Raw genomic sequence first — 22,945 nt, 5'->3', positions numbered from 1 at the left:
CGGCGTCGCGCTCGGCCTTGGCCACCGCCTGAACCTTGAACTCCTCGACCGCGCCGGCCATCTCGCCGATCTCGTCCTTGCGTCCCAAGCCCGGCAGCACGACGTCGAAATTGCCCGAGGCCAGCTCGCGCATCGCCTTGCACATCGCGATCATCGGACGCGAGATGCCGGTGCCGAGCAGGAAGGCGAGAACAGCACCAAGCAAGGTACCGCCAATGGCCAGCATCAGAACCAACTGCTCGGTCTTGCCGATCGTCGCTTCCGATTCGGAATCCAGCCGCTGCTGCTCGGCGACGAGATCCGCCTTCATGGCGGTCGCTCCTTGCAGGATCGCACCCGCCGAACCGCTCATCTCGGTGACGAGCTCGTCGACCAGCTTGGCATTGGCGATCAGCTTCTCCAACGCTTCGCGATAGGCGCCGAGGATGGCCTTGGCGTCCTTCAGGCCGGCGACGATCTTGTCGTCCATGGAATAGACCGCGCCGAGCGAGTTCTCGACGAATTTCAGCCGTGCCAGCGCGCTGCTCGCGATCGCCTGATCGGACGTCAGCACGAAATTGGTGGCCGCGGCGCTCGCGGTTTGGAACTGGGCGTTGACCTGCTTGGTGCCGAATTCGATTGCCTGCGCCTCGGAATCGGAGGCGTTGTTGCCGATGTCGTCGAGCTTGTACTTGAGGAGATTGGCTTGGCGCTGCAGCTGGTTCTGCACCAGCAACGTGCTGTCACGCTTGGCCTGGAGAACCTTGGCGAAGGTCGCGGAGAAGTTCGAGAATTCCTTGGCGAGCTTGTCGAGACTCTCCTTCCGCGCCGGCGACTTGGCGCTCTTGACGGCCTGGTCGATGGCATTCTTCAGGTTGGCCTCGGCATCAAGTGCCGCCTTGGCGTCATCTTCCTTGCCGGTAACGACGAAATATTTGGCGGCCGAACGATAGCCGAGCAGCTCGCGGTCGATATTGCGGGCGAGGTCGGCCTCCGACACGCTGCTGCGGTAGGACCCGACCCCGGCCGAGACCCGCTCGAAGCCGAAATAGGAGAAGGCCATGCTGCCGGCGGAGATCGCCAGCACCGCGGCAAAGCCGAGGATGATCTTGGCGCGGAACCTGAGAGCGGGAAATATTGTGCGCTTAGACGGCGACGCGTTACGCCCGGACATTCCCAACCCCCGATGTCAATTCTTGCATGTGCAGCTCGGCCCGGGAGCAGCCCCTCCCGGACCGGCGATGAAAATTAGGGCAGAAAGGTCAAGGGGCGGTAAATTCGTGCAGCGCGCACCGTTTTGGTACGGACCACACGTTCCGCGGATTGTCCGCAATGTTGCGACCAGACGAAAAAGGCCATATTCTCTGGACACTTGTCAGGCACTTGGCATCAGACCAAGCGGGTCCTTGAGGGAGAGACGGAGTGGGGCAAACCGACTTTCGGTTTGGCGGTGCGTCTGGCGTTGCCGTCGCGAAGTCGAAGGCCGCGGGGGCCGAGCAAGCCGTCGCCGACCTCGCCGCTCAGCTTCCGTCCGACGAGCTGGCGCTCGTTCTGCTCTTCGTCTCCCCGAGCTACGATCCGCACCAATTCATCGCCGAGATCAGCCGCCAATTCGACGGGATCCCGGTCTGCGGTTGCACCACCGCCGGCGAGCTGGCTCCCGACGGCTGGGACGAGAACAGCGTCGTCGCGCTCGCTTTCTGCAGCGCCGATTTCTCCGCCGTGGTCCGCCCGATTCTCAATCTCGACAGCTTTCACGTCGAGGACGGCCGCAGGATCAGCGCCGAGGCCCGGCAGGAATTGCTGCGGGTGTCCTCCCAGGTCGAGCGCGGTAATCCGTTCGGCCTGGTCCTGATCGACGGCCTGTGCCGCCGGGAAGAAGCGGTGATGTCCGCGCTCTATGCCTCGCTGGACGACATCCCCATCGTCGGCGGCTCCGCGGGCGACGGGATGCGGTTCGAGCGGACCTGGGTGTTCCTCGACGGCAAGGCGCACACCAACGCCGCTCTCCTCATCCTCCTGAGCACGTCGCTGCCGTTCCGGGTCTTCAAGTGTGACAATTTCGAACCGCGGGCCCAGAAGATGGTGGTCACCGAGGCCGACATCGAGAATCGAACCGTCAGGGAGCTGAACGCCGAGCCTGCCGCCCAGGAATATTCCCGCGTCGTCGGGATCATGGACGCCAAGCTCGATCCGTTCTCCTTCGCCTCGCATCCCGTTCTGGTCCGCGTCGGCGGCTCCTACTATGCCCGCTCGATCCAGCGCGTCGAGCCGGACGGGTCGCTGCACTTCTTTTGCGCGATCGACGAAGGCATGGTGCTGACGGCGGCGACATCGCGCAGCCTCGTCGGCACGACGCGCGCGGCCTTCGCGGAGACGCGCGAGCAGATCGGCGACGTCTCGCTCTATATCGGTTTCGAGTGCCTGCTGCGCCGGCTCGACGCCGAGCAGCACCAGCTCGCCCGCGACATGTCCGAGCTCTACCGGCAGAATCGCGTGGTCGGCTTTCATACCTACGGCGAGCAGTTCGGCTCGATGCATGTGAACCAGACCTTCACGGGCGTCGCCATCGGCAGGCGTCCGTCGTGACCGAGCTGTGGCAGGACCCCGACACGGTCGAGCAGCTGCAGCGGGAAACCGTGAAGCTGAGGAAGATCAATGCCGCGCTGATGTCCCGGGTCGAGCGCTCGATGGACCAGCAGCTCAACGCCTTCTCGCTGTTCGAGACCGCCATCGCGCTCGACCGCCAGGTCCGGGACCGGACCCACCAGCTGCGCGAAGCCCTGCATTCGATCGAACGCGCCAACGAGGGTCTATATCGCGCCAAGCAGCAGGCCGAGGCTGCAAGCTCGCTCAAATCGTCCGTTCTGATCTCCGTCACCCACGACCTGCTGCAACCGCTGAACGCGGCGCGGCTCACGCTCTCTGCGCTGGCGGAGATGATGGAAACGCAGGAGTCGGGCCTTCTGGTCGACCAGGTCGATCGCTCGCTGGTGACGCTGGAGGATCTGCTGCGGTCGCTCTTGGAGATCGCCAAGCTCGACGCCGGCGCGCTCAGGCCCGACGTGCGTCCGTTGGCGCTGGCGCCGCTGTTCGAGCAGCTTCGCAACGAATTCGCGCCGATCGCGGCGCGGCAAGGCCTGTCCTTGCGCATCCGCAACTCGCCGCTCGCGGTGGCGTCGGACGCGATGATGCTCCGGCGCATCCTGCAAAATCTGCTCGCCAATGCCATCCGCTACACCCGCAGCGGTGGCGTCGTGATGGGGTGCAGGCGCCGCAACGACCGCATCTGCGTCCAGGTTTCCGATACCGGACCAGGAATTGCGCAGGCGCAGCAGGAAGCTATCTTTCGCGAGTTCCAGCGCGGCGAAGCCAGCGCGACCGACCAGGCCGGGTTCGGGCTCGGTCTCTCCATCGTTCGCCGCTTCGCGACGGTGCTCGGTCATGAGGTGCAACTGTCCTCGCAGGTCGGCAAGGGATCGACCTTCGTCCTGGAGCTCGAGCCGGCCGATCCCGCCGAGGTCAGCGACGAGGTGCACGAGACCAAGCTCAGCGAATGTCGATATGGCGGCCTCGAAGGCGCCAAGATCCTGCTGGTCGAGAACGACCCGTCCGGCTCCGAGGCCATGGCCGCCCTGCTGGAAGGCTGGGGCTGCGACGTCGCGACCACGCCATCGGCGGCCGACGCGCTGCTGCGCCTCAGCGAGCTGGGCGGCGCGCCCGATGCCGTCATCGCCGATCTTCATCTCGATCACGGCGAGAGCGGATTGTCGGCGATTGCCGACATCCGCCAGCATCTGAAGCTCGACGTGCCCGCGATGATCATCACCGCCGACTACTCCGAGAAGGCCGCCAAGCAGGCGAGCCTGTCCGGCCTCGAAGTGCTGAAGAAGCCGGTCAAGCCCGCCGAAATGCGCGCACTGCTGTCGTTCCTGCTGACGTGACGGACATCTATTCCGACTGTGCGCGATCGTGCTTCGCCCGGCTCTCGTCGCTTGCCAGCGTCGCAAAATCGATCTTCGACATCTCGACGATCGCCTTGGTGCGGCTCACGACGTTCAGCTTGCGCAGGATGTCCGAGACATGGACCTTCACGGTCGTCTCGGAAATCTTCAGCTCATAGGCGATCTGCTTGTTCTGGAGGCCGCGCTTGAGCATGTCGAGGACACGCAATTGCTGCGGCGTCAGATCATGCAGCCGCTTCAGCAGATCATGGGCGGGACTTGGGGCGCGCTGCGGCCGGAGTGCACGATAGGCATCGGGAAGACAGACGAGCCCCTGCAGCGCCTCGCCGATCGACTGGGCGAGCTCCTGCTTGGACGAGGATTTGAAGATGTAACCGGCCACACCGAGCGACAAGGCGCTCGAGATGATCCTGGAATCCTGATGTCCCGACACGATGACGACCGGAACCTTCGGAAAGGCCTTGCGGATGCGCACGATGCCCGAAAGGCCGGTCGTGCCCGGCATCGACAGATCGAGCAGGAGAAGATCGAGCTCGGCGCCCGCGGACAGCTGCTCCAGCGCACCGTCGACCGAAATCGCCTGCAGGATCTCGGCCCCGGGCGCCACCATTTGCAGCGCGCCTTCGAGTGCCTCGCGGAACAACGGATGGTCTTCGACAATCAGAAATCGCGTCACGCGTCAGCCATTTCCAAATCGTTGCCGGACTTCGAGCTTCAGATAAGCATGGATCAGCCGGCGCGCGCCGGCTTGATCGAGGTCAACAACGGCGAGGCCGATCATTGCGGCCTCCCGCGATCGACCCTCGCATAGGCGCGGTTCCTGGGATCGGGCAGGTCCATCTTGCCGATCTCGATGATCGCCTTGTTTCGGCTGAACAGCCCGAGCTTGCGCAGGATCTCGGTGATGTGCGCCTTGACCGTGGATTCGGCGAGCTGCAGCTCCTGCGCGATCTGCCGGTTCGGATAGCCGCGGCGCAGCAGGTCCAGAACCCTGAGCTGCTGCGGCGTGAGCTCGCGGAGCTTGACCTCGAGAGCCTTGCTGGTCTCGGCTTTCCGCCGCTGCGGCGTTGCCACGAAATCTCGCGGCACCGACACCGATCCGGACAGCACGCCCTCGATCGACTGAGCCAGCTCGCGCTTCGACGTCGATTTCGGCAGATAGCCGGCCGCGCCGAGCGCCAGCGCCTCGCGGACCACGTGCTGGTCTTCCTCGCTCGAGACGATGGCGACCGGCAAGCGCGGATAGGTCTCGCGCAAGCGCAGGAAGCCGGAGAAGCCGGTCGCATCCGGCAGCGACAGATCGAGCAGCGCGAGGTCGATCCCCTGCTCGGCCGACAGGATGTCCAGCGCGTCCTCGATCGACATCGCCTCCAGGATACGAGCCTCCGGCAAAGCCAGCCGCACTGCATTGCCCAGCGCTTCGCGAAACAGCGGATGATCGTCGATGATCAGGAAGCTGGCCATGGCGCCTTCCAAAAGATCCACCGCACGCGCGGCAGCAGCGCATCGCTCCTGGGCCGGTTCGGCGTCGGAAGGATGCCGGATGGACCCTACCACATCTTCCCGATCCCGTCCGGTCAAGACCGTTCAGTCGTTCGATTCGACCTGGACGCTCAGCAGGAAGGAATAGATGCTGGCGAACTGGTCGTCGGTGAAGACCTCCTTCCAGGACGGCATGCCCTTGGCGGGACGCCCCTCATGCACGGTCTTCCAGAACGTATCGCGCATGTCGTCGCCATAACGGTGTCGCAGCAGCCGAAGGTCGATCTTCCGCTCGCTCTGAATGGCGTCGGGGCCGTGGCAATGCGCGCAGGTTCCGTTGAAGATTTCCTTGCCCGCTCCGGCAACTTCTGCATTCGGCGCAGCCGCATCGCCCTTGGTCTCGGTCGCCACCACATTTGCGACCTGCGCCACACCCGGCCCAGGACCGGTCCCGGTCGTGGTTCCCGTCGGCACGGCTTCAATCGCGCCGAAGCGAACCGGCTGTCCGGCCGGCAAGCCGTATTTCACCGCAAGATCGGCGATCGTGCGCTGAAGCGTCGGCAGGATCGCATCGACCCGATCGCGCAGCTCGCTCGATCCCTTCGCGAAGCCGATCGCGGCATCCCATGACAGGCCCTCGCCTTCGGTCAGCCGGATCTGATAGCGATCGCCATAGGCTGTCATGTTCAGCCAGCCGGCGACAGGTCCCCAGATGAAGGCGACGTCCGCCCTGCCCTGGTCGAGCGCCTGCATCGCCTCCTCGGGCGACAGCACCGTCACCTTCTGGATGTCGTCACGGGTCGCCAGAAGGTTTTGCGGCGTAGAGGCGTACTGGACGGCCACGCGCTTGCCCCGGAGATCGTCCACGCCGCCGATCGCCTGCCCCTTCGCCGCAACCAGGGCATAACCCTCCCTTGCAAACGCGCTGGAGAAGATCACGGCCGGCCCCATGAAGTCCTCGGAGCGCGGCAAGCCGATCATGGCATCGCATTGCTTGCCGAGCAGCGTGACCCGCACGGTCCGCTTGCCGAAATAGGATTTGTACCAGTCGTAGGTGATCGGCTGGCCGAGCGCCTGCGCCAGCGCCTGGCCGATCTCGACATAAAATCCCGGCTGCGACGGATTATCGCTCGAGAACGGCAGGTTGGTCGGATCGGCGCACAGGCGGAACGGCTTGGCCTCGTCGGCATGGACGGCGGCAACCGATGCAATCACCGCGGACGCGGCGAGCCATGCAAGTCGTCCCGCGATGTTGCGATGTCGGCGCTTGCCGTTACCTGGATTAATCGGACGCATCCTCATCTCCGGGATCTGGGAATGGTTGGACCAGGCGTTGCGGCCCAGGATCTGGCTGGTGCCGCCGCGCAATGTCGAGAAAGCACGCGCGTATCCCGTCTCCTTCGGGATACGCGCGCGAGTGGTCACTGGACGGAGAACACGAAGAGCGAACCGCCCTCGGGGGCTGCGGCCGTCATCTTCTTTCCAACCTCGCCCAGGAACGCGGGCAATGCTGCCGTGCGGCCGACGACGATGGCGACGTATTGCTTGCCGTCGACACTGTAGGTCACCGGGCCTGCGCCGATGCCGGAGCCGAGATTCTTGCTCCAGAGCACCTTGCCGGACTTCGCATCGATGGCGCGGAAGTCGCCGTGAATGTTGCCGGCAAACACGAGGCCACCACCGGTGGTCAGCGTGCCGCCGTTGAACGGCAGGTCTTCCTTGATCGACCAGACCTTCTTCTGCGCCACCGGATCCCAGGCCACGAGCTCGCCGAGGAAGCCGCCGGGACCTTCCTTGGTCGGGAACTCGGCGCCGAGATAGAATACGCCACGCTTGTAGGCGACGTCGGAGACCGACCAGTCCATGCAGACGTTATTGGAGGGGATGTAGACGAGGCCGGTCTGCGGGTTGAACGACATCGGCTGCCAGTTCTTGCCGCCGATCAGGTTCGGGCAGATGTCCTTGGCGGGATGGTTCGGCCCCGGACGCTTGTCCGGATCCTCTTCCGCACGCATCGTGTTGACGTCCCACTTCTTGGCCCAGTTCGAGAAGACGTATTTCTCCGCCGAGAGCACCTTGCCGGTCTCACGGTTGGCGACGAAGAAGTAGCCGTTGCGATCCGCTTTCATCAGCGTCGGCACGGTGCTGCCGCCGATCTTCAGATCCGCGAGCACGGCCTCGTTGACGCCGTCATAATCCCAGGCATCGGCCGGCGTGGTCTGGATGTGCCATTTGATCTTGCCGGTGTTGGGATCGAGCGCGAGGGTCGAAGCCGTGTAGAGATTGGTCAGCTTGCCGAAATTGCCGTCGCCGGTCGAACGCACGCCGGTGTTCCACGGACCGGGATTGCTGGTGCCCCAATAGACGGTGTCGGTCTTGGCATCGTAGGAGCCGACCAGCCAGGCCGCACCGCCGCCATGCTGTGCGGAATCGCCCTTCCAGGTGTCGCCGCCGGGCTCGTCCGGGCTGGGAACGGTGAAGGTCTGCCACAACTGCTTGCCGGTATTGATGTCGAAGGCCTGGAGCGAGCCGCGCACGCCGTACTCGCCGCCGCCGAAACCGGTGATGACCTTGTCGCGCACGACCAGCGGAGGCGAGGTGATGACCGAGCCCTGCTTGTAGTCGACGACCTTCGTCGTCCAGAGCGACTTGCCGGTCGCGGCATCAAGCGCCGTCAGCTTGCCGTCGAGACGGCCGACGAAGATCTTTCCATCCGCGTAGGAAACGCCGCGGTTGTTCACGTCGCAGCAGGCAAATTGCAGCACGTCCTCGGGAATCTCGGGCTCCCAGGTCCACTTGCGGACACCGGTCGCGGCATCGAGCGCGTAGACATATTTCGGCCCCCAGGAGCTCGACACGTACAGCGTGTTGCCGATGACGATCGGCGATGATTCGTTCGAGCGCAACGAGGCCAGCGAGAACGAATAGGCGAGCGTCAGCTTGCCGGCGTTCTCGGTATTGATCTGCTTCAGCGGGCTGTAGCGCGTATTGCCGTAATCGTGGCCGGCGACGGCCCACTGATTCTGGTCGGATTGCGCCTTGATCAGCGAGTCGTTGGCGCGAACGCCCGACGTGACGGCGGCGAGCATCGCAATCATCGAGATGCCAGCCAAGAATCCCTTCGTTCCAAAGGTCATGTATTCCCTCCACGATGTTGTTGTGCACGCCACGTTGGGCGTCGAAGCGCGTTGCGCCGTGATGCGCAGTTCGTCTGCGAGCCATCGTTCGAAATTACAGCATCGCCGTTTCGCGCTTAGTATAGGCGGAAGGTAGTAGTGCAAATCATTGGCGGCTTTCGCCGCTCATCTCGTTGTCGCGACTTGCGCCTTACCCCTATTTTTAAAGCTCGAAATGCGCCATCGGATTGAGGCGGCATCGCCGCATCGGTCACGATGATGGCGCTACCACCGCTGCAAAATTCTCGAAGAAGCTCGCGGCAAGTTTTCGCGATGTCGAGTCGATCAACCGCGCGCCGAGCTGTGCGAGCTTGCCGCCGATCTGCGCGTCGGCCTCGTAGTGCAGGATGGTGACGTCGGGCGATTCATCTTCCAGCCTGACCTTCGCGCCGCCCTTGGCAAAGCCCGCGACGCCGCCGGCGCCTTCGCCGATGATGCGATAGCCGTTGGGCGCATCGATATCGGCCAGCGTCACCTTGCCGCTGAACGTCGCCTTCACCGGACCGACCTTCAGCACCACCGTCGCCGTCATCTCCGTCGGCGAGGCCATCTCGAGCGATTGGCAGCCGGGAATGCAGCGCCTGAGAATCTCGGGATCGTTGAGCGCGGCCCATACCTTGGCTTTCGACGCCGGAATGCGCTGGCTGTCGTTCATCTGCATCGCTTCCACCCTCCGTTGTGTTTGTTCAGCGCGGATAGGGCGGCATGCGCCGTCGATCAATCGCCAGGAAGTAGGAGGCGGGCCGCTGCGGCCGCGAGCGCTGCGGCCGCAATGCCCGGCCCCGGGCACGCCCGCAGCGAAATCAATGACTTAGCGTTTCGCCGCATACTACCAAGATCGCGATTACAAAGCCGCGAACCCATGCTCCTATCCAGGCCAAGGAACAAGACATCCGAGGAGGACAACGTGCGACAGGGCTGAACTCGCGCTCGAGCGGCCGCACGCGGCGTCGACGATGCGACGTTCCGGACGCGATGCCTGAATTTTCAAGACCTGCGTTCCAGCCGCGCCATGCTTTGGCGACGGCCCGGAGCATCGTGATCGATTCGCGCGCCGAGACGGCCGCCCCGATGACCTTTCCATGACGCGAGGTCACCAAAATGCCAGTTGCAAAGTTCCGTTGCGCTGTCTCTAATTAGAAGCAATCAAAATCACTTGGGAGGACGTCACGTGTCTACAGTCAAACTGACGGTGAACGGCAAGGCCGTTGCTGTCGACGTCGAGGACCGCACGCTGCTGGTCCAGCTGCTGCGCGATCACCTCAATCTCACCGGGACCCATGTCGGCTGTGACACCAGCCAGTGCGGCGCCTGTGTCGTGCACATGGACGGCCGTGCAGTGAAATCCTGCACCATGCTGGCGGGCCAGGCCGACGGCGCCAGCATCACCACCATCGAGGGCATTGCGAAGGGCGACGAGCTGCACCCGATGCAGGCCGCCTTCCGCGACAATCACGGCCTTCAGTGCGGCTATTGCACGCCGGGCATGATCATGTCGGCGATCGACATCGTGCAACGCCACGGCGGCCAGCTCGACGAGGCCACCGTCCGCACCGAGCTCGAAGGCAATATCTGCCGCTGCACCGGCTACCACAACATCGTCAAAGCCGTGCTGGATGCAGCCGGCCGCATGAAGGTCTCGCAGGCGGCCGAGTAAAGCGGCGCGCCTCGATAGAACAAATCACCGCTGCCGCTCTCGAAGGAAAGCGCAGCCATAAAATTTCCGGTCGGGAGGACCAGACATGGGTGTTGAAGGCATCGGCGCACGCGTCGTGCGCAAGGAAGACAAGCGTTTCATTACCGGCAAGGGCCGCTACGTCGACGACATCAAGCTGACGGGCATGACCCATGCCCATTTCATCCGCAGCCCCCACGCCCACGCCAAGGTCAAGGGGATCGACTCCTCCGCCGCGCTGAAGATGCCGGGTGTGGTCGCGGTGCTCACGGGCCAGCAGATCGTCGACGACAAGGTCGGCAACCTCATTTGCGGCTGGGCCATCACCTCCAAGGACGGCAGCCCGATGAAGATGGGCGCATGGCCCGCAATGGCGCCGGAGACGGTGCGCTTCGTCGGACAGGCCGTCGCGGTCGTGATCGCAGAGAGCAAGAATCTGGCGCGCGACGCCGCGGAAGCGGTCGTTGTCAATTACGAAGAGCTTCCCGCAGTCGCCGACGTTCACGCCGCGATCAAACCAGGCGCGCCGCAGCTGCATCCCGAAGCGCCCGGCAACCAGGTCTATGACTGGGTGATCGGCGACGAGGGCGCCACCGATGCCGCCTTCGCCAAGGCCGCCAACGTCGTCAAGCTCGACGTCACCAACAACCGCCTTGCTCCGAATGCGATGGAGCCGCGCGCGGCGATCGCCGATTACGACGCGGCGGAGGAGCATTTCACGCTCTACACGACCTCGCAGAACCCGCACGTCGCCCGTCTCGTGCTGTCGGCGTTCTACAACATCGCCCCCGAGCACAAGCTGCGCGTGATCGCCCCCGACGTCGGCGGCGGCTTCGGCTCCAAGATCTTCATCTATCCGGAGGAGATGGTGGCGCTGTGGGCCTCCAAGAAGGTCGGCCGTCCCGTGAAATGGACCGGTGACCGCACCGAGGCGTTCCTCACCGACGCGCATGGCCGCGACCATGTGACCCATGCCGAGATGGCGTTCGACGCCAACAACAAGATCACCGGCCTCAAGGTGAAGACCTACGCCAATTTCGGCGCCTACATGTCGCTGTTCTCGTCGTCAGTGCCGACCTATCTCTACGCGACACTGCTGTCGGGCCAGTACAACATCCCGGCGATCCACGCCGAAGTGGTCGGCGTCTACACCAACACGACGCCGGTCGACGCCTATCGCGGCGCGGGCCGCCCCGAGGCGAGCTATCTCATCGAACGTCTGATGGAGACGGCGGCGCGGCAGCTCAAGGTCGATCCGGCTCAGCTGCGGCGGACCAACTTCATCACCACGTTCCCGCACCAGACGCCCGTGATCATGGCCTATGACACCGGCGACTTCAACGCCTCGCTCGATGCGGCGATGAAGGCGATCGACTATGCCGGCTTCCCCGCCCGCAAGGCCAAGGCGAAAGCCGACGGCAAGCTGCGCGGCATCGGCGTGTCCTGCTACATCGAGGCCTGCGGCATCGCGCCGTCCAAGGCGGTCGGCAGCCTGGGCGCCGGCGTCGGCCTGTGGGAATCGGCCGAGGTGCGCGTCAATCCGGTCGGCACCATCGAGATCCTCACGGGCTCGCACAGCCACGGCCAGGGTCACGAGACCACGTTCTGCCAGCTCGTCGCCGAACGTCTCGGCGTTCCCATCAGCCAGGTCTCGATCGTCCATGGCGACACCGACAAGGTGCAGTTCGGCATGGGCACCTACGGCTCGCGCTCGGCGGCCGTCGGCCTCACCGCGATCCTGAAGGCGATGGAGAAGATGGAAGCGAAGGCCAAGAAGATCGCGGCGCATGCGCTGGAAGCTTCCGAAGCCGACATCGTCATCGAGAACGGCGAGTTCAAGGTGACGGGCACCGACAAGGCGATCGCCCTGCCGATGGTCGCGCTCGCGGCCTATACCGCGCACAATCTGCCTGACGGGATGGAGCCGGGCCTGAAGGAGAGCGCCTTCTACGATCCGACCAACTTCACCTTCCCGGCCGGCACCTATATCTGCGAGCTCGAGGTCGATCCCGGCACCGGCAAGACAAGCTTCGTCAACTTCGTCGCGGCCGACGATTTCGGCCGGCTGATCAACCCGATGATCGTCGAGGGCCAGGTCCATGGCGGCCTGGTTCAAGGCATCGGGCAGGCGCTGCTCGAGCACGCCATCTACGATGCCAACGGCCAGCCGGTCACGGCCTCGTTCATGGACTACGCCATGCCGCGCGCCGACGATGTGCCCTCGTTCAACCTCTCCCACACCACGACGCTGTGCCCGGGCAATCCCCTGGGCATCAAGGGTTGCGGTGAGGCCGGCGCGATCGGCGCCTCGGCGGCCGTGATCAACGCGATCACGGATGCGATCGGCAAGAACAATCTGGAAATGCCCGCAACCCCCGATCGGGTGTGGCGCACGATCCACGCAGGCTAACACCTCATCATCGTCATTCCGGGGCGATGCGCAGCGTCGAACCCGGAATCTGGAGCCACGAATTCAACCTCGAGATTCCGGGTCTGCGCCAACAGGCGCATCCCGGAATGACAGAGAATAGATTTCAGGAGCAACCAAGATGTACCAGACCACCTATCATCGCGCCTCCTCGGTCGACGAGGCCGTCAGCCTGTTCGGCAAGAGCAGCGAGGCGAAGTTCCTGGCCGGCGGCCAGACGCTGCTGCCCGTGATGAAGCAGCGCCTCGCCAGCCCCTCCGACGTCATCGACCTCGGCAAGATCAAGGAGCTGCAGGGCGTCGAATTGTCGGGCGACACGCTGACCATCAAGGCCGCCACGACCTACTACGACATCATGACGAATGCCGATGTGAAGAAGGCGATTCCCGCGATCGCCCATCTCACCTCGGTGCTCGGCGACCCCGCGGTGCGCTATCGCGGCACGATCGGCGGCTCGATCGCCAACAACGATCCTGCAGCGGACTTCCCCGCCGCGTTGCTCGCACTTGGTGCCACCGTGAAGACCAACAAGCGGTCGATCTCCGCCGAGGACTTTTTCCAAGGCCTGTTCACCACGGCGCTTGAGGACGGCGAGATCATCACCGCCGTGTCGTTCCCGGTGCCGGCGAAAGCAGGCTACGAAAAGATGCGGCATCCGGCCTCGCGCTTTGCGCTGACCGGGGTGTTCGTCGCCCAGACCAAGTCGGGCGAGGTTCGCGTCGCGGCGACCGGCGCCTCACAGAGCGGCGTCATGCGCGTGACCGCCATCGAAGCCGCGCTGAAGGCGAACTGGTCGCCGGCGGCGGTCGATGGCGTCAGCATTTCCGCGAGTGGATTGCTGGCCGACATCCACGGCACTGCGGAATATCGCGCCAATCTCATCAAGGTAATGGCGCAGCGCGCGGTGGCCGCGGCAGGCTGATCTCGCCGCCAGCGTCTCGACACAAATTTTCTGCGGCGCGCACTTCAGTGCGCGCCGTTTTATTTTTGGCCATGCGGCATGAAAACCGCTTGCCTCGCAGGCGTGAAGGCGAGAAAAGTTAATCAGCCGATTAACTCGCTCCAAAGAAGAACGTCAGCAGCGATTGCGGAATCATCGGCATTCGCCCGCGACCCGAGGAAACAACAACGTGCTCGATAAATCAGCCCCCTCCACGTCCGTCCGCGCCTCCGGCCCGCTCTCGGGCTTCCGCATCGTCGAATTCGCCGGCATCGGGCCCGGCCCGTTCGCCTGCATGATGCTGGCGGATATGGGCGCAGACGTCGTCACGCTCGACCGTGTCGGCGCGAAGAAGAGCATGAAGTCGGTGGCGGGCCGCGGCCGCAAGGTGATCGAGCTCGACCTCAAGGACAAGGCGGCGATCGCGCAAGTGCTGGACCTGCTCGCCAGCGCCGATGCGCTGGTCGAAGGTTTTCGTCCCGGCGTGATGGAGCGGCTCGGCCTCGGGCCGGACATCGTGCTCGCGCGCAATCCCAAGCTGGTCTACGGCCGCATGACGGGCTGGGGCCAGGAAGGCCCGCTTGCGAACGCAGCCGGCCACGACATCAATTACATCTCCATCACCGGGGCGCTCGCTGCGATCGGCACGAAGGAGGCGCCGGTGCCGCCGCTCAACCTGGTCGGTGATTTCGGCGGCGGCGCGCTCTATCTCGTCGTCGGCGTGCTCGCAGCGCTGCTGGAAGCGCAAAGGTCCGGCAAGGGCCAGGTCGTCGACGCCGCGATGTGCGACGGCGCGGCGTCACTGATGTCGTTCTTCTTCGACATGACCACGCTGGGACGCTGGACCGAGGGGCGTAACCAGAACTTCCTCGACGGCGGCGCGCATTTCTACGGCGTCTATGAATGCGCCTGCGGGCACTTCGTCTCGATCGGCTCGATCGAACCGCAATTCTACGCGCTGCTGCGCGAGCATGCGGGCCTGACAGATGCCGATTTCGACGCGCAGATGAACCCCAAGGCCTGGCCGGCGCTGAAGGAGAAGCTGAAGGCGGTGTTCAAGAGCAAGACGCGCGAGGATTGGTGCAAGATCATGGAAGGCACCGACATCTGCTTCGCGCCGGTGCTGACCATGTCGGAAGCGACGAAGCATCCGCACATGGTCGCGCGCAACGTGTTCATCGAACGCCATGGCGTGAAGCAGCCCGCACCGGCGCCACGGTTCTCGCGCACGCCGTCAACGGTGCGCGAGCCGGAGGGCGCGGAGATCGGCGCGGTGATGCAGGCGTGGGCGGGGCGTTAGCCCCTCTGCTGTCGCGTAACTCTCCGCTGTCGTCCCCCTGGACAAGCGAGCGTAGCGAGCGCTGATCCGGGACGACAGCTCTGTTTGGCGCGCGAGCGTAGCAACCGCAACAACCTATGCCGCATCCACCTTCAACACTCCGCGGCGGATCTGATCCTCCTCGATCGATTCGAACAGGGCCTTGAAATTGCCCTCGCCAAAACCGTCGTCGCCCTTGCGCTGGATGAACTCGAAGAAGATCGGACCGATCGCGTTGGCCGAGAATATCTGCAGCAGCACCTTGGTCTGGCCGCCTTCGACGACGCCTTCGCCGTCGATCAGGATGCCGTTCTTCCGCAGCCTCGCCAGATCCTCCCCATGCTTGGGCAGCCGCGCGTCGACCTTCTCGAAATAGGTGTCGGGCGGCGACGGCATGAACGGCAGGCCGGCCTCGCGCAGGCCTTCGATGGTGCGGTAGATGTCGCGGCAGCCGCAGGCGATGTGCTGGATGCCCTCGCCGCGATAGGTCTTCAGATATTCCTCGATTTGGCCGGCATCGCCGGCGTCCTCGTTGATCGGAATCCGGATCTTGCCGTCGGGGCTGGTCAGCGCGCGCGAGAACAGGCCGGAGGCGCGGCCCTCGATGTCGAAGAAGCGGATCTGGCGGAAATTGAAGATCCTCTCGTAGAAGCCGGTCCAGACATCCATGCGGCCGCGATGGACGTTGTGGGTGAGATGGTCGAGATAGAACAGGCCGGCGCCGGCAGGCTTGGGATCGCGCGCGCCGAGCCATTCGTACTCCGCATCATAGGCCGAGCCTTTGGCCCCGTAGCGATCGACGAAATATAGCAGGCTGCCGCCGATGCCCTCGATCGCGGGCACATCGAGCGTCTTCTGCGCGGATGACGCTTCCGCAGGCTCCGCGCCGAGCGAAATCGCGCGGTCATAAGCCGCCTTGGCATCGACGACGCGGAATGCCATCGACGGCGCACAGGGGCCGTGCGCGGCGACGAAGTCGTAGCCATGGGTGCCGGGCTCCTCGTTGACGAGATAGTTGATGTCGCCCTGGCGATAGACCGTGATCTTCTTGGTCCTGTGGCGCGCGACCGGCGCATAGCCCATCAGCTTGAACAGCGCGTGCAGCTCTTCCGGATGGGGATGCGCGTATTCCACGAACTCGAACCCGTCGGTGCCCATCGGATTGTCGGCGCTGACAGTGGCCGGCGGTGCATCGTGCGGAAACGGTCCCATGGTGTTCTCCCGAATGGTTGCTGGAAGGAATTATCCTTCATGGGAAGCGCAAGAGGCGTGCAAACGGACCGGCATTTCGCTATCTTATGCATGATCCGCGCATGAAATGGGCAAATGACGCATGATTTCGGTTGACGCCTTCGACCTCAAGATTCTGGGTGCGCTCCAGGACGACGGCCGCCTCACCAACCAGGAGCTCGCCGACCTCGCCGGGCTGTCGGCCTCGCAATGCTCGCGCCGACGGATGCGGCTGGAGGAAGAGAAGGTGATATCGGGCTATCACGCCGATCTCTCCAGCGAGGCGCTGGGCTTCGGCGTGATCGCCTTCATCCAGGTGGGGCTTGCGACCCATTCGCCTGACAATTCCAAACGCTTCCGCGCACTGGTGAACCGCATCGACGAGATTCAGGAGGCCTATTCGCTGACGGGCGATGCCGACTACGTGCTGAAGGCCGTGCTGCGTGATCTCAAGGGCCTCTCCAACCTCGTCAACGACGTCCTGATGCCGCACCAGAGCGTCGCGCATGTGCGCTCCTCGATCGTGCTGGACAGGTTGAAGGAAAGCTCGCGATTGCCGCTGAAGGAGATCAAGCCCGGCTGAAATCGAGGGAACTAAGTCATTCGCGCTGGCTCCGCGATCTGCGATGATCGCAGCCCCATGTGCGGAGATTTAACATGGCTCTCCAGCTTCGACCGAACTGCGAATATTGCGATTGCGACCTGCTGCCGGATGCAACCAACGCGCGGATATGTTCCTACGAGTGCACGTTCTGTGCGGACTGCGTCGAGACAAAGCTCTTCAATGTCTGCCCGAACTGCGGCGGTGGCTTTGCGCCGCGCCCGATCAGGCCGACTCGGGAATGGCGGCCGGGCGTGTGCACCAGCAAGCAGACGCCGTCCGACCAGCGGGTGCATCTGAAATACAGCGTGGAGGATGTCGCCGCGCATTGCGCGCGGATCCGCGACGTGCCGCCGGAGATGCGGTGATTTAGCCGGTCATTCCGGGGCGATGCGCAGCATCGAACCCGGAATCTCGAGGTTCTCTGGTGCGCAAGCGCGCACCATAGTTCGCGCTACGCGCGCCCCGGAACGACTGGATCTCACTCCGCCGCCAGAATCGTCCCCTCGACCTCGCCGAAGCCGACGCGATAGCCGTTGCCCTGGCACCAGCCGCGCATGACGAGACTGTCGCCGTCCTCCAGGAACGAGCGCCTGGCGCCGCCAGGCAATTCGACCGGCTCGGTACCGTTCCAGCTGATCTCGAGCAGGCTGCCGCGCTGGTTCTTCTCCGGCCCGGAGATGGTGCCGCTGCCGAGGAGATCGCCGACATTCATGGCGCAGCCGGAGGAGGCGTGGTGCATCAATTGCTGCACCGAAGACCAGTACATGTATTTGAAACTGGTGCGGCTGATGATGGTCGGCGCGTTGGCCCCGGCCGCGCGCAAGGACACGTCCAGCTCGACATCGTAGTTCTGCGGCTTGGTCTGCTTGAGATAGTCCAGCGGCACCGGCTGCTGCTCCGGCCCCTTCAGGCGGAACGGCTCCAGCGCCTCGCGCGTCACCACCCACGGACTGATCGAGGTCGCAAACGCCTTGGCCAGGAACGGGCCGAGCGGCACATATTCCCATTGCTGGATGTCGCGCGCGCTCCAGTCGTTGAGGAGCACGAAGCCGAAGATCATCTCCTCGGCCTGACTCTCCGTGAGCATGCCGCCCATCGGCGAGGACTGGCCGATCACGACGCCCATCTCCAGCTCGAAATCGAGCCGCTTGCACGGGCCGAAGCTCGGCAGCTCGACATTCGGCGGCTTGAGCTGCCCGCGCGGGCGCTTCACCTTGGTGCCCGACACCACCACCGTGGAGGCGCGGCCGTTATAGGCGATCGGCATATGCAGCCAGTTCGGCTGCAGCGCATTGTCCTTGCCGCGGAACATGACGCCGACATTGGTGGCGTGCTCCTTCGACGAGTAGAAATCGGTATAGCCGGAGACGGCGAACGGCATATGCAGCCTTGCTTCACGCATCGGCACGAGCGCTCGGCTGCGCAGCTCTTCATTGTCGCGCAGCTCGGGATGATCGGCGCGCAGGAGCTCGCTGATCCGCGCCCGCGTCTTCGTCCAGACCTTTGGCCCCAGCGCCATGAAAGAATTGAGCGATGGCGTCGCGAACACACCAAGCGGTCCGACATCGAGCCGCGAGTCTTGCTCAAGCTCCCAGAGATCGAGCACGTAGTCGCCGATTGCCACGCCAACGCGAGGCGTCGGATTGGACGCAGTGGAGAACACGCCGTAGGGCAGGTTCTGGATCGGGAAGTCGGAGGAAGGATCGACGTCGATGAAGGAGCGGAGGCTGGGGTCGTTGGGGTGGGGCACGGGGTTCTCCGAGCTCGGGATCGTCATGGCCGGGCTTGTCCCGGCCATCCACGATCTTGCTTCTACGTTTTAATACGTGGATGCCCGGGACAAGCCCGGGCATGACGACGGAGTAGGTGGCGTAGAGTTACGGCCGGTTCGGATCGAACCGCTTCTCGAGTCCCTTCCAGCAATCCGCGTAATCATCCTGCAATGTCGATGCGTTCGCCGCATGCGCCGTAACGCGCTGCGGGTAGCGGGTCTCGAACATGAAGGCCATGGTGCCGGTCAGCTTCACCGGCTTCAATTCGCCGTTGCTGGCATGCTCGAAGGCATCGCGATCGGGACCGTGCGGCAGCATGCAATTGTGCAGGCTCATGCCGCCGGGGACGAAGCCCTGCGGCTTGGCGTCGTAGACGCCGTAGATCAGGCCCATGAACTCGCTCATGATGTTCATGTGGTACCAGGGCGGACGGAAGGTGTTGTCGGCCACCATCCAGCGCTCGGGGAAGATGACGAAATCGATGTTCGCGGTACCCGCGGTCTCCGACGGCGAGGTCAGCACCGTGAAGATCGAGGGATCGGGATGGTCGAACCCGATCGCGCCGACAGGCGAGAAGGTGCGCAGATCGTATTTGTACGGCGCGTAATTGCCGTGCCAGGCGACCACGTCGATCGGCGAATGCGGCAAGGTCGTCTTGAACAGCGACCCGCCCCATTTCACGAACAGCTCGGTCGGCGTGTCCTTGTCCTCGTAATGCGCGACGGGCGTGAGGAAGTCGCGCGCGTTGGCGAGGCAATTGGCGCCGATCGGACCGCGCTCCGGCAGCGTGAAGGCGCCGCCGTAATTCTCGCAGAGATAGCCACGCGCCGGCTCGTTCGGGATCTCGACGCGGAACTTGACGCCGCGCGGGATCACCACGATCTCACCGGGCTCGGCATCGATGCGGCCGAACTCGGTGACGAGACGCAGATTGCCCTGCTGCAGCACGAACATCAGCTCGCCGTCGGCATTGTAGAAATGCTGGTCCACCATCGACTTGGTGATGAGATAGACATGCGCGGCCATGCCGGCTTGGGTGTTGACGTCACCCGCCGTCGTCATGGTCTGCACGCCCTGCACGAAGGTGACGTCATCCTTCGGCAGCGGCGTCGGATCCCAGCGCATCTGCGCGATCGGCAAATCATATTCGTGGCACGGCGCCGAGCGCCACAGGCCGGCATCGGCCTTCTCGAAGCGGCCGGAGTGCTTCACCGAAGGGCGGATGCGGTAGAGCCAGGAGCGCTCATTGGTGCCGCGCGGCGCGGTGAAGGGCGAGCCGGACAATTGCTCGGCATAGAGCCCGTAGGCGCAGCGCTGCGGCGAGTTGCGCCCGATCGGCAGCGCGCCGGGCAGCGCCTCGGTCTCGAAAGAGTTGCCGAAGCCGGACATGTAGCCCGGCGTCACCTGGGCCGAGCTGCGGACGATCTGGTCGGGCGAGGTGTTGATGTTCATGACTATCCTCCTCCTTGCAAATTCGCCCACATCTCCTGGTCGCGCTTGTCGGTCCAGATCACGGGGTCGTCGATCCCGGACGCTTCGTCATAGGCGCGCGACACGTTGAACGGCAGGCAGTGCTCGTAGATGGCAAAGCTGGAAAACTTCGGATCCATCACCTCGCGCGTCGCCGCCATCGTCTCCTTCAGCGTGCGCCCCTTGGCGACCGAAATCTCGGCGGCGCCATAGAGCGAGGTGACGAAGTCGCGCGTCATCGCAATGGCCTCGCGCACCGTGGCGGTACCCTTCAGCGCATCGCCGCGCCCCGGCGCGATCGCCTTGGGATTGAAGTTGCGGATCTCGGTCAGCGTCATCGGCCATTCGCGCAAATGCGCATCGCCGCAATAGCAGGCCGAGTGATATTCGATGAGGTCGCCGGAGAACATCACTTCCGCATCCGGCACCCAGGCGACGATGTCGCCGGAGGTGTGGCCCGCCCCGAGCTGCATCAGGCGCACCTCGCGTTTTCCCAGATAGATCGACATCTCGCCTTCGAAGGTCAGTGTCGGCCAGGTCAGGCCGGGAATGCTGGCTGCATCCTGGAACAGCCGGGGGAAGCGGCCATATTCGGAATCCCAATCCTGCTTGCCGCGCTCCTCGATCAGCCGATAGGTCTCCTGCGAGGCGACGATGCCTTGCGCCTTGTAGGCGGAGGCCCCGAGCACGCGCACCGCATGATAGTGCGACAGCACGACATATTTGATCGGCTTGTCGGTGACGGCGCGCACGCGCTCGATCACCTTGTTCGCCATCGCGGGCGTTGCCTGCGCGTCGAACACCAGGCAGCCGTCGTCGCCGACGATCACGGCCGTGTTCGGATCGCCCTCGGCGGTGAAGGCGTAGAGATCGGTGCCGATCTCGGAGAAGGTGATCTTCTTCTCGGCGAGATCGCCGGTGGATGCGAAGTTCTTCGCCATCGATTCGTCCTTTGAGCTGTGCTTCAGGTTGTTGGGTTATTGTTGTTGCTGTTGCTGCTGCTGGCCGTCGATCATGCGGCGCCTGGCGAGCCCGATCGCCTCACGCAGCACGTCGATATCGCCGATATGGTTGGCGAGGATCAGCACCAGCGCCGCGTCGAAATCCGCGCTCTGCTCCTCGGTGAGGCCACGATGCGCTTCGACGATGGCGCGAAAGGCATCGTCAGGTCGTGCGAAATTGGAGCTGGTGGACAACGGCATGCAAATCCTCGGTTCAAGCCTTCTTTTGGTTCAGGCCTTCAGTTCAGGCCTTGTGCGCGCGACAGCGCCGCAGCGATGGCTTCGCGCGTCGGATGGCGGAAGCGCGCCGCGACATAGCCGTCGGGCCTCAGCAGATAGGCCGTGCCGGGCTCGGCATCATAACGTTGAGCGACAAGGCCCGAGGGATCGGCAAATCCGCTCCCGCCGATCCGAATATTCCTGACGCCATCTGGCGGATCGAGCGCGGCGCCATTGCTGAACGACAGCAGGGTGAAGTCCGTTCCATCCTTGCGGAAGGCATCCGTCAAGTAGCTCTGCTCGGCAATCGGGGCATCGAGCATGGAGCAGCCGGGAGGCGGACCGCCGCGCCAGGAATCTGCATCGCGCGATGACAGCTGCGAGTCATAGCTGCACGGCACCGACAGCCGGCCGCCATTGACCATGCGCTTGCCGAACTCGGTTTCCTTGGCGAGCGACAGCACCGCCTTGCGCAGCCGCGCTTCCTGATGCGAGTTCGGCGCCATGAAATCGGTCGAGCGGGTGGATTCGCGGATGTTCTCGTCGGCCGCCATGCTGCGCTCGGTGTGGTAGCTCTCCAGCAGGCTCGCGGGCGAAGTGCCGCGCAGCACGCGGTCGAGCTTCCAGGACAGGTTTTCGGCATCCTCGAGCCCGGAATTGGCACCGCGCGCCCCGAATGGCGAGACCTGATGCGCGGAATCGCCGGCAAAGATCACGCGGCCATGGATGAAGCGATCCATCCGCCGGCACTGGAATTTGTAGAGCGAGATCCACTCGAACTCGAACTCGTCGTGACCGAGCATGCGCGCGATCCGCGGCCGCACGTTTTCCGGCTTCTTCTCCACGACAGGATCAGCGTAACGGTTGAGCTGGAGGTCGATGCGCCAGACGTCGTCCGGCTGCCGGTGCAGCAGCGCCGAACGTCCCGCATGGAACGGCGGATCGAACCAGAACCAGCGCTCGGTCGGGAATTCCGCGGTCATCTTGACGTCGGCGATCAGGAACTGGTCCTCGAACACCTGGCCGGCAAACTCCGCCCCGACCATCTGCCGCAGCGAGGAGCGCGCGCCGTCGCAGGCGATCACATATTGCGCGTGCAGGCGATAGGCGCCGTCCGGCGTCTCGATCGTCAGCGCGACGCAATCGTTGCGCTGCTCCAGCGCCGTCACCTTGTTGCGCCAGCGCAGGTCGACCGCAGGCAGATCCTGGATGCGATCGACCAGATAGGCCTCGGCGTAATATTGCTGGAGGTTGATGAAGGCGGGCCGCTTGTGGCCGTCCTCGGGCAGCAGGTTGAACTGGTAGAGCAGGGACTCCCCGTGGAAGATCCGGCCGACGCTCCACACCACGCCCTTGGCGACCATGCGGTCGCCGACGCCGAGCCGGTCCCAATATTCCAGCGACCGCTTCGAGAAGCAGATCGCGCGGGAGCCCTCGCCAATGCGGTCGGCGTCATCCAGAAGGACGACGCGCTGGCCGCGCTGGGCGAGATCGATCGCGAGCGACAGCCCGACCGGGCCGGCGCCGACAATTACCACCGGATGCTCGGCCGGGCTTTGGCTGGCGCGGTCCTGATCGGGATGGCGGCGATAGCCGAACTGGGCTTTGGCCTGATGTGTCTTGACCGGAAGTGTCTTGGCCTGCGCCATACTCGAACCTCGGCTATGGTCAGGAGAGCACGGATCT

General features: G+C 64.2%; 20 protein-coding genes. 8 read left to right on the top strand and 12 right to left on the bottom strand.

Annotated features, from left to right (window positions below):
- On the bottom strand, positions 1–1,153 hold a 1,153-nt coding region (locus tag TSA1_RS37620), incomplete at its 3' end, for a HAMP domain-containing protein (protein ID WP_142250001.1).
- 248 nt (positions 1,154–1,401) lie between these two features.
- Between TSA1_RS37620 and TSA1_RS37615 the strand changes: the two genes are divergently transcribed.
- Both TSA1_RS37615 and TSA1_RS37610 read left to right on the top strand, forming a co-directional pair.
- Entirely contained in the window at positions 1,402–2,568 is a 1,167-nt protein-coding gene (locus tag TSA1_RS37615; RefSeq protein WP_100180732.1) for an FIST N-terminal domain-containing protein, read from the top strand.
- Positions 2,565–3,923 (top strand): hybrid sensor histidine kinase/response regulator, encoded by a 1,359-nt coding sequence (locus tag TSA1_RS37610; RefSeq protein ID WP_100180731.1) that lies wholly within the window; start codon positions 2,565–2,567, stop codon positions 3,921–3,923. Before TSA1_RS37615 ends, TSA1_RS37610 begins: the two co-directional genes overlap by 4 nt.
- Before the next feature lie 7 nt (positions 3,924–3,930).
- On the opposite strand, the gene TSA1_RS37605 is transcribed toward TSA1_RS37610, so the two are convergent.
- The 5 genes from TSA1_RS37605 to TSA1_RS37585 form a co-directional block, all read right to left on the bottom strand.
- The gene (locus tag TSA1_RS37605; protein ID WP_100180730.1) at positions 3,931–4,620 is read right to left on the bottom strand and encodes a response regulator; all 690 of its coding nucleotides are present in this window, start codon (positions 4,618–4,620) and stop codon (positions 3,931–3,933) included.
- Between the two features lie 101 nt (positions 4,621–4,721).
- Entirely contained in the window at positions 4,722–5,408 is a 687-nt protein-coding gene (locus TSA1_RS37600) for a response regulator (protein WP_100180729.1), read from the bottom strand.
- 123 nt (positions 5,409–5,531) lie between these two features.
- Positions 5,532–6,722 (bottom strand): c-type cytochrome, encoded by a 1,191-nt coding sequence (locus TSA1_RS37595; RefSeq protein WP_430649790.1) that lies wholly within the window; start codon positions 6,720–6,722, stop codon positions 5,532–5,534.
- A 125-nt stretch (positions 6,723–6,847) separates the two neighbouring features.
- Positions 6,848–8,563, bottom strand: a complete 1,716-nt coding sequence (locus tag TSA1_RS37590; protein ID WP_245448509.1) for a PQQ-dependent methanol/ethanol family dehydrogenase — start codon at positions 8,561–8,563, stop codon at positions 6,848–6,850.
- Between the two features lie 250 nt (positions 8,564–8,813).
- A complete protein-coding gene (locus TSA1_RS37585; protein ID WP_100181563.1) occupies positions 8,814–9,263 on the bottom strand; it encodes an SRPBCC family protein in 450 nt (149 codons plus the stop codon).
- Positions 9,264–9,773: 510 nt separating this feature from the next.
- Here TSA1_RS37585 and TSA1_RS37580 point away from each other — a divergent pair.
- From TSA1_RS37580 to TSA1_RS37565, 4 genes are all read left to right on the top strand, one after another.
- Entirely contained in the window at positions 9,774–10,259 is a 486-nt protein-coding gene (locus TSA1_RS37580) for a (2Fe-2S)-binding protein (protein ID WP_100180726.1), read from the top strand.
- 85 nt (positions 10,260–10,344) lie between these two features.
- Positions 10,345–12,687, top strand: coding sequence for a xanthine dehydrogenase family protein molybdopterin-binding subunit (locus TSA1_RS37575; protein WP_100180725.1), 2,343 nt, complete (start codon positions 10,345–10,347; stop codon positions 12,685–12,687).
- A gap of 139 nt (positions 12,688–12,826) precedes the next feature.
- Positions 12,827–13,627 (top strand): FAD binding domain-containing protein, encoded by an 801-nt coding sequence (locus TSA1_RS37570; RefSeq protein ID WP_100180724.1) that lies wholly within the window; start codon positions 12,827–12,829, stop codon positions 13,625–13,627.
- Positions 13,628–13,835: 208 nt separating this feature from the next.
- A complete protein-coding gene (locus TSA1_RS37565) occupies positions 13,836–14,945 on the top strand; it encodes a CaiB/BaiF CoA transferase family protein (protein ID WP_100180723.1) in 1,110 nt (369 codons plus the stop codon).
- 114 nt (positions 14,946–15,059) lie between these two features.
- Here TSA1_RS37565 and hppD read toward each other — a convergent pair whose 3' ends face one another.
- Complete coding sequence (gene hppD, locus TSA1_RS37560) at positions 15,060–16,175, bottom strand: 4-hydroxyphenylpyruvate dioxygenase (RefSeq protein WP_100180722.1); 1,116 nt, start codon at positions 16,173–16,175, stop codon at positions 15,060–15,062.
- Between the two features lie 121 nt (positions 16,176–16,296).
- Here hppD and TSA1_RS37555 point away from each other — a divergent pair, with 121 nt between their 5' ends.
- Entirely contained in the window at positions 16,297–16,776 is a 480-nt protein-coding gene (locus tag TSA1_RS37555; protein ID WP_100180721.1) for an Lrp/AsnC family transcriptional regulator, read from the top strand.
- Between the two features lie 74 nt (positions 16,777–16,850).
- Entirely contained in the window at positions 16,851–17,162 is a 312-nt protein-coding gene (locus tag TSA1_RS37550; RefSeq protein ID WP_100180720.1) for a DUF1272 domain-containing protein, read from the top strand.
- A 113-nt stretch (positions 17,163–17,275) separates the two neighbouring features.
- Here TSA1_RS37550 and fahA read toward each other — a convergent pair whose 3' ends face one another.
- The 5 genes from fahA to TSA1_RS37520 all read right to left on the bottom strand — a co-directional run bounded on the left by fahA (position 17,276) and on the right by TSA1_RS37520 (position 22,908).
- Complete coding sequence (gene fahA, locus TSA1_RS37540) at positions 17,276–18,547, bottom strand: fumarylacetoacetase (protein ID WP_100180719.1); 1,272 nt, start codon at positions 18,545–18,547, stop codon at positions 17,276–17,278.
- Positions 18,548–18,674: 127 nt separating this feature from the next.
- The gene (gene hmgA / locus TSA1_RS37535; RefSeq protein WP_174719253.1) at positions 18,675–20,021 is read right to left on the bottom strand and encodes a homogentisate 1,2-dioxygenase; all 1,347 of its coding nucleotides are present in this window, start codon (positions 20,019–20,021) and stop codon (positions 18,675–18,677) included.
- Positions 20,022–20,023: 2 nt separating this feature from the next.
- Complete coding sequence (locus TSA1_RS37530; RefSeq protein WP_100180717.1) at positions 20,024–20,980, bottom strand: MBL fold metallo-hydrolase; 957 nt, start codon at positions 20,978–20,980, stop codon at positions 20,024–20,026.
- A gap of 36 nt (positions 20,981–21,016) precedes the next feature.
- The gene (locus TSA1_RS37525; protein ID WP_018646238.1) at positions 21,017–21,241 is read right to left on the bottom strand and encodes a DUF2783 domain-containing protein; all 225 of its coding nucleotides are present in this window, start codon (positions 21,239–21,241) and stop codon (positions 21,017–21,019) included.
- A gap of 38 nt (positions 21,242–21,279) precedes the next feature.
- The gene (locus TSA1_RS37520) at positions 21,280–22,908 is read right to left on the bottom strand and encodes an FAD-dependent oxidoreductase (protein WP_100180716.1); all 1,629 of its coding nucleotides are present in this window, start codon (positions 22,906–22,908) and stop codon (positions 21,280–21,282) included.
- Between the last annotated feature and the right edge of the window lie 37 nt (positions 22,909–22,945).

It is taken from the genome of Bradyrhizobium nitroreducens (assembly GCF_002776695.1).
Lineage (GTDB): Bacteria > Pseudomonadota > Alphaproteobacteria > Rhizobiales > Xanthobacteraceae > Bradyrhizobium > Bradyrhizobium nitroreducens.
The sequence above is the reverse complement of the archived record's forward strand: the minus strand, read 5'-3'. Positions and strand labels throughout refer to the sequence as shown.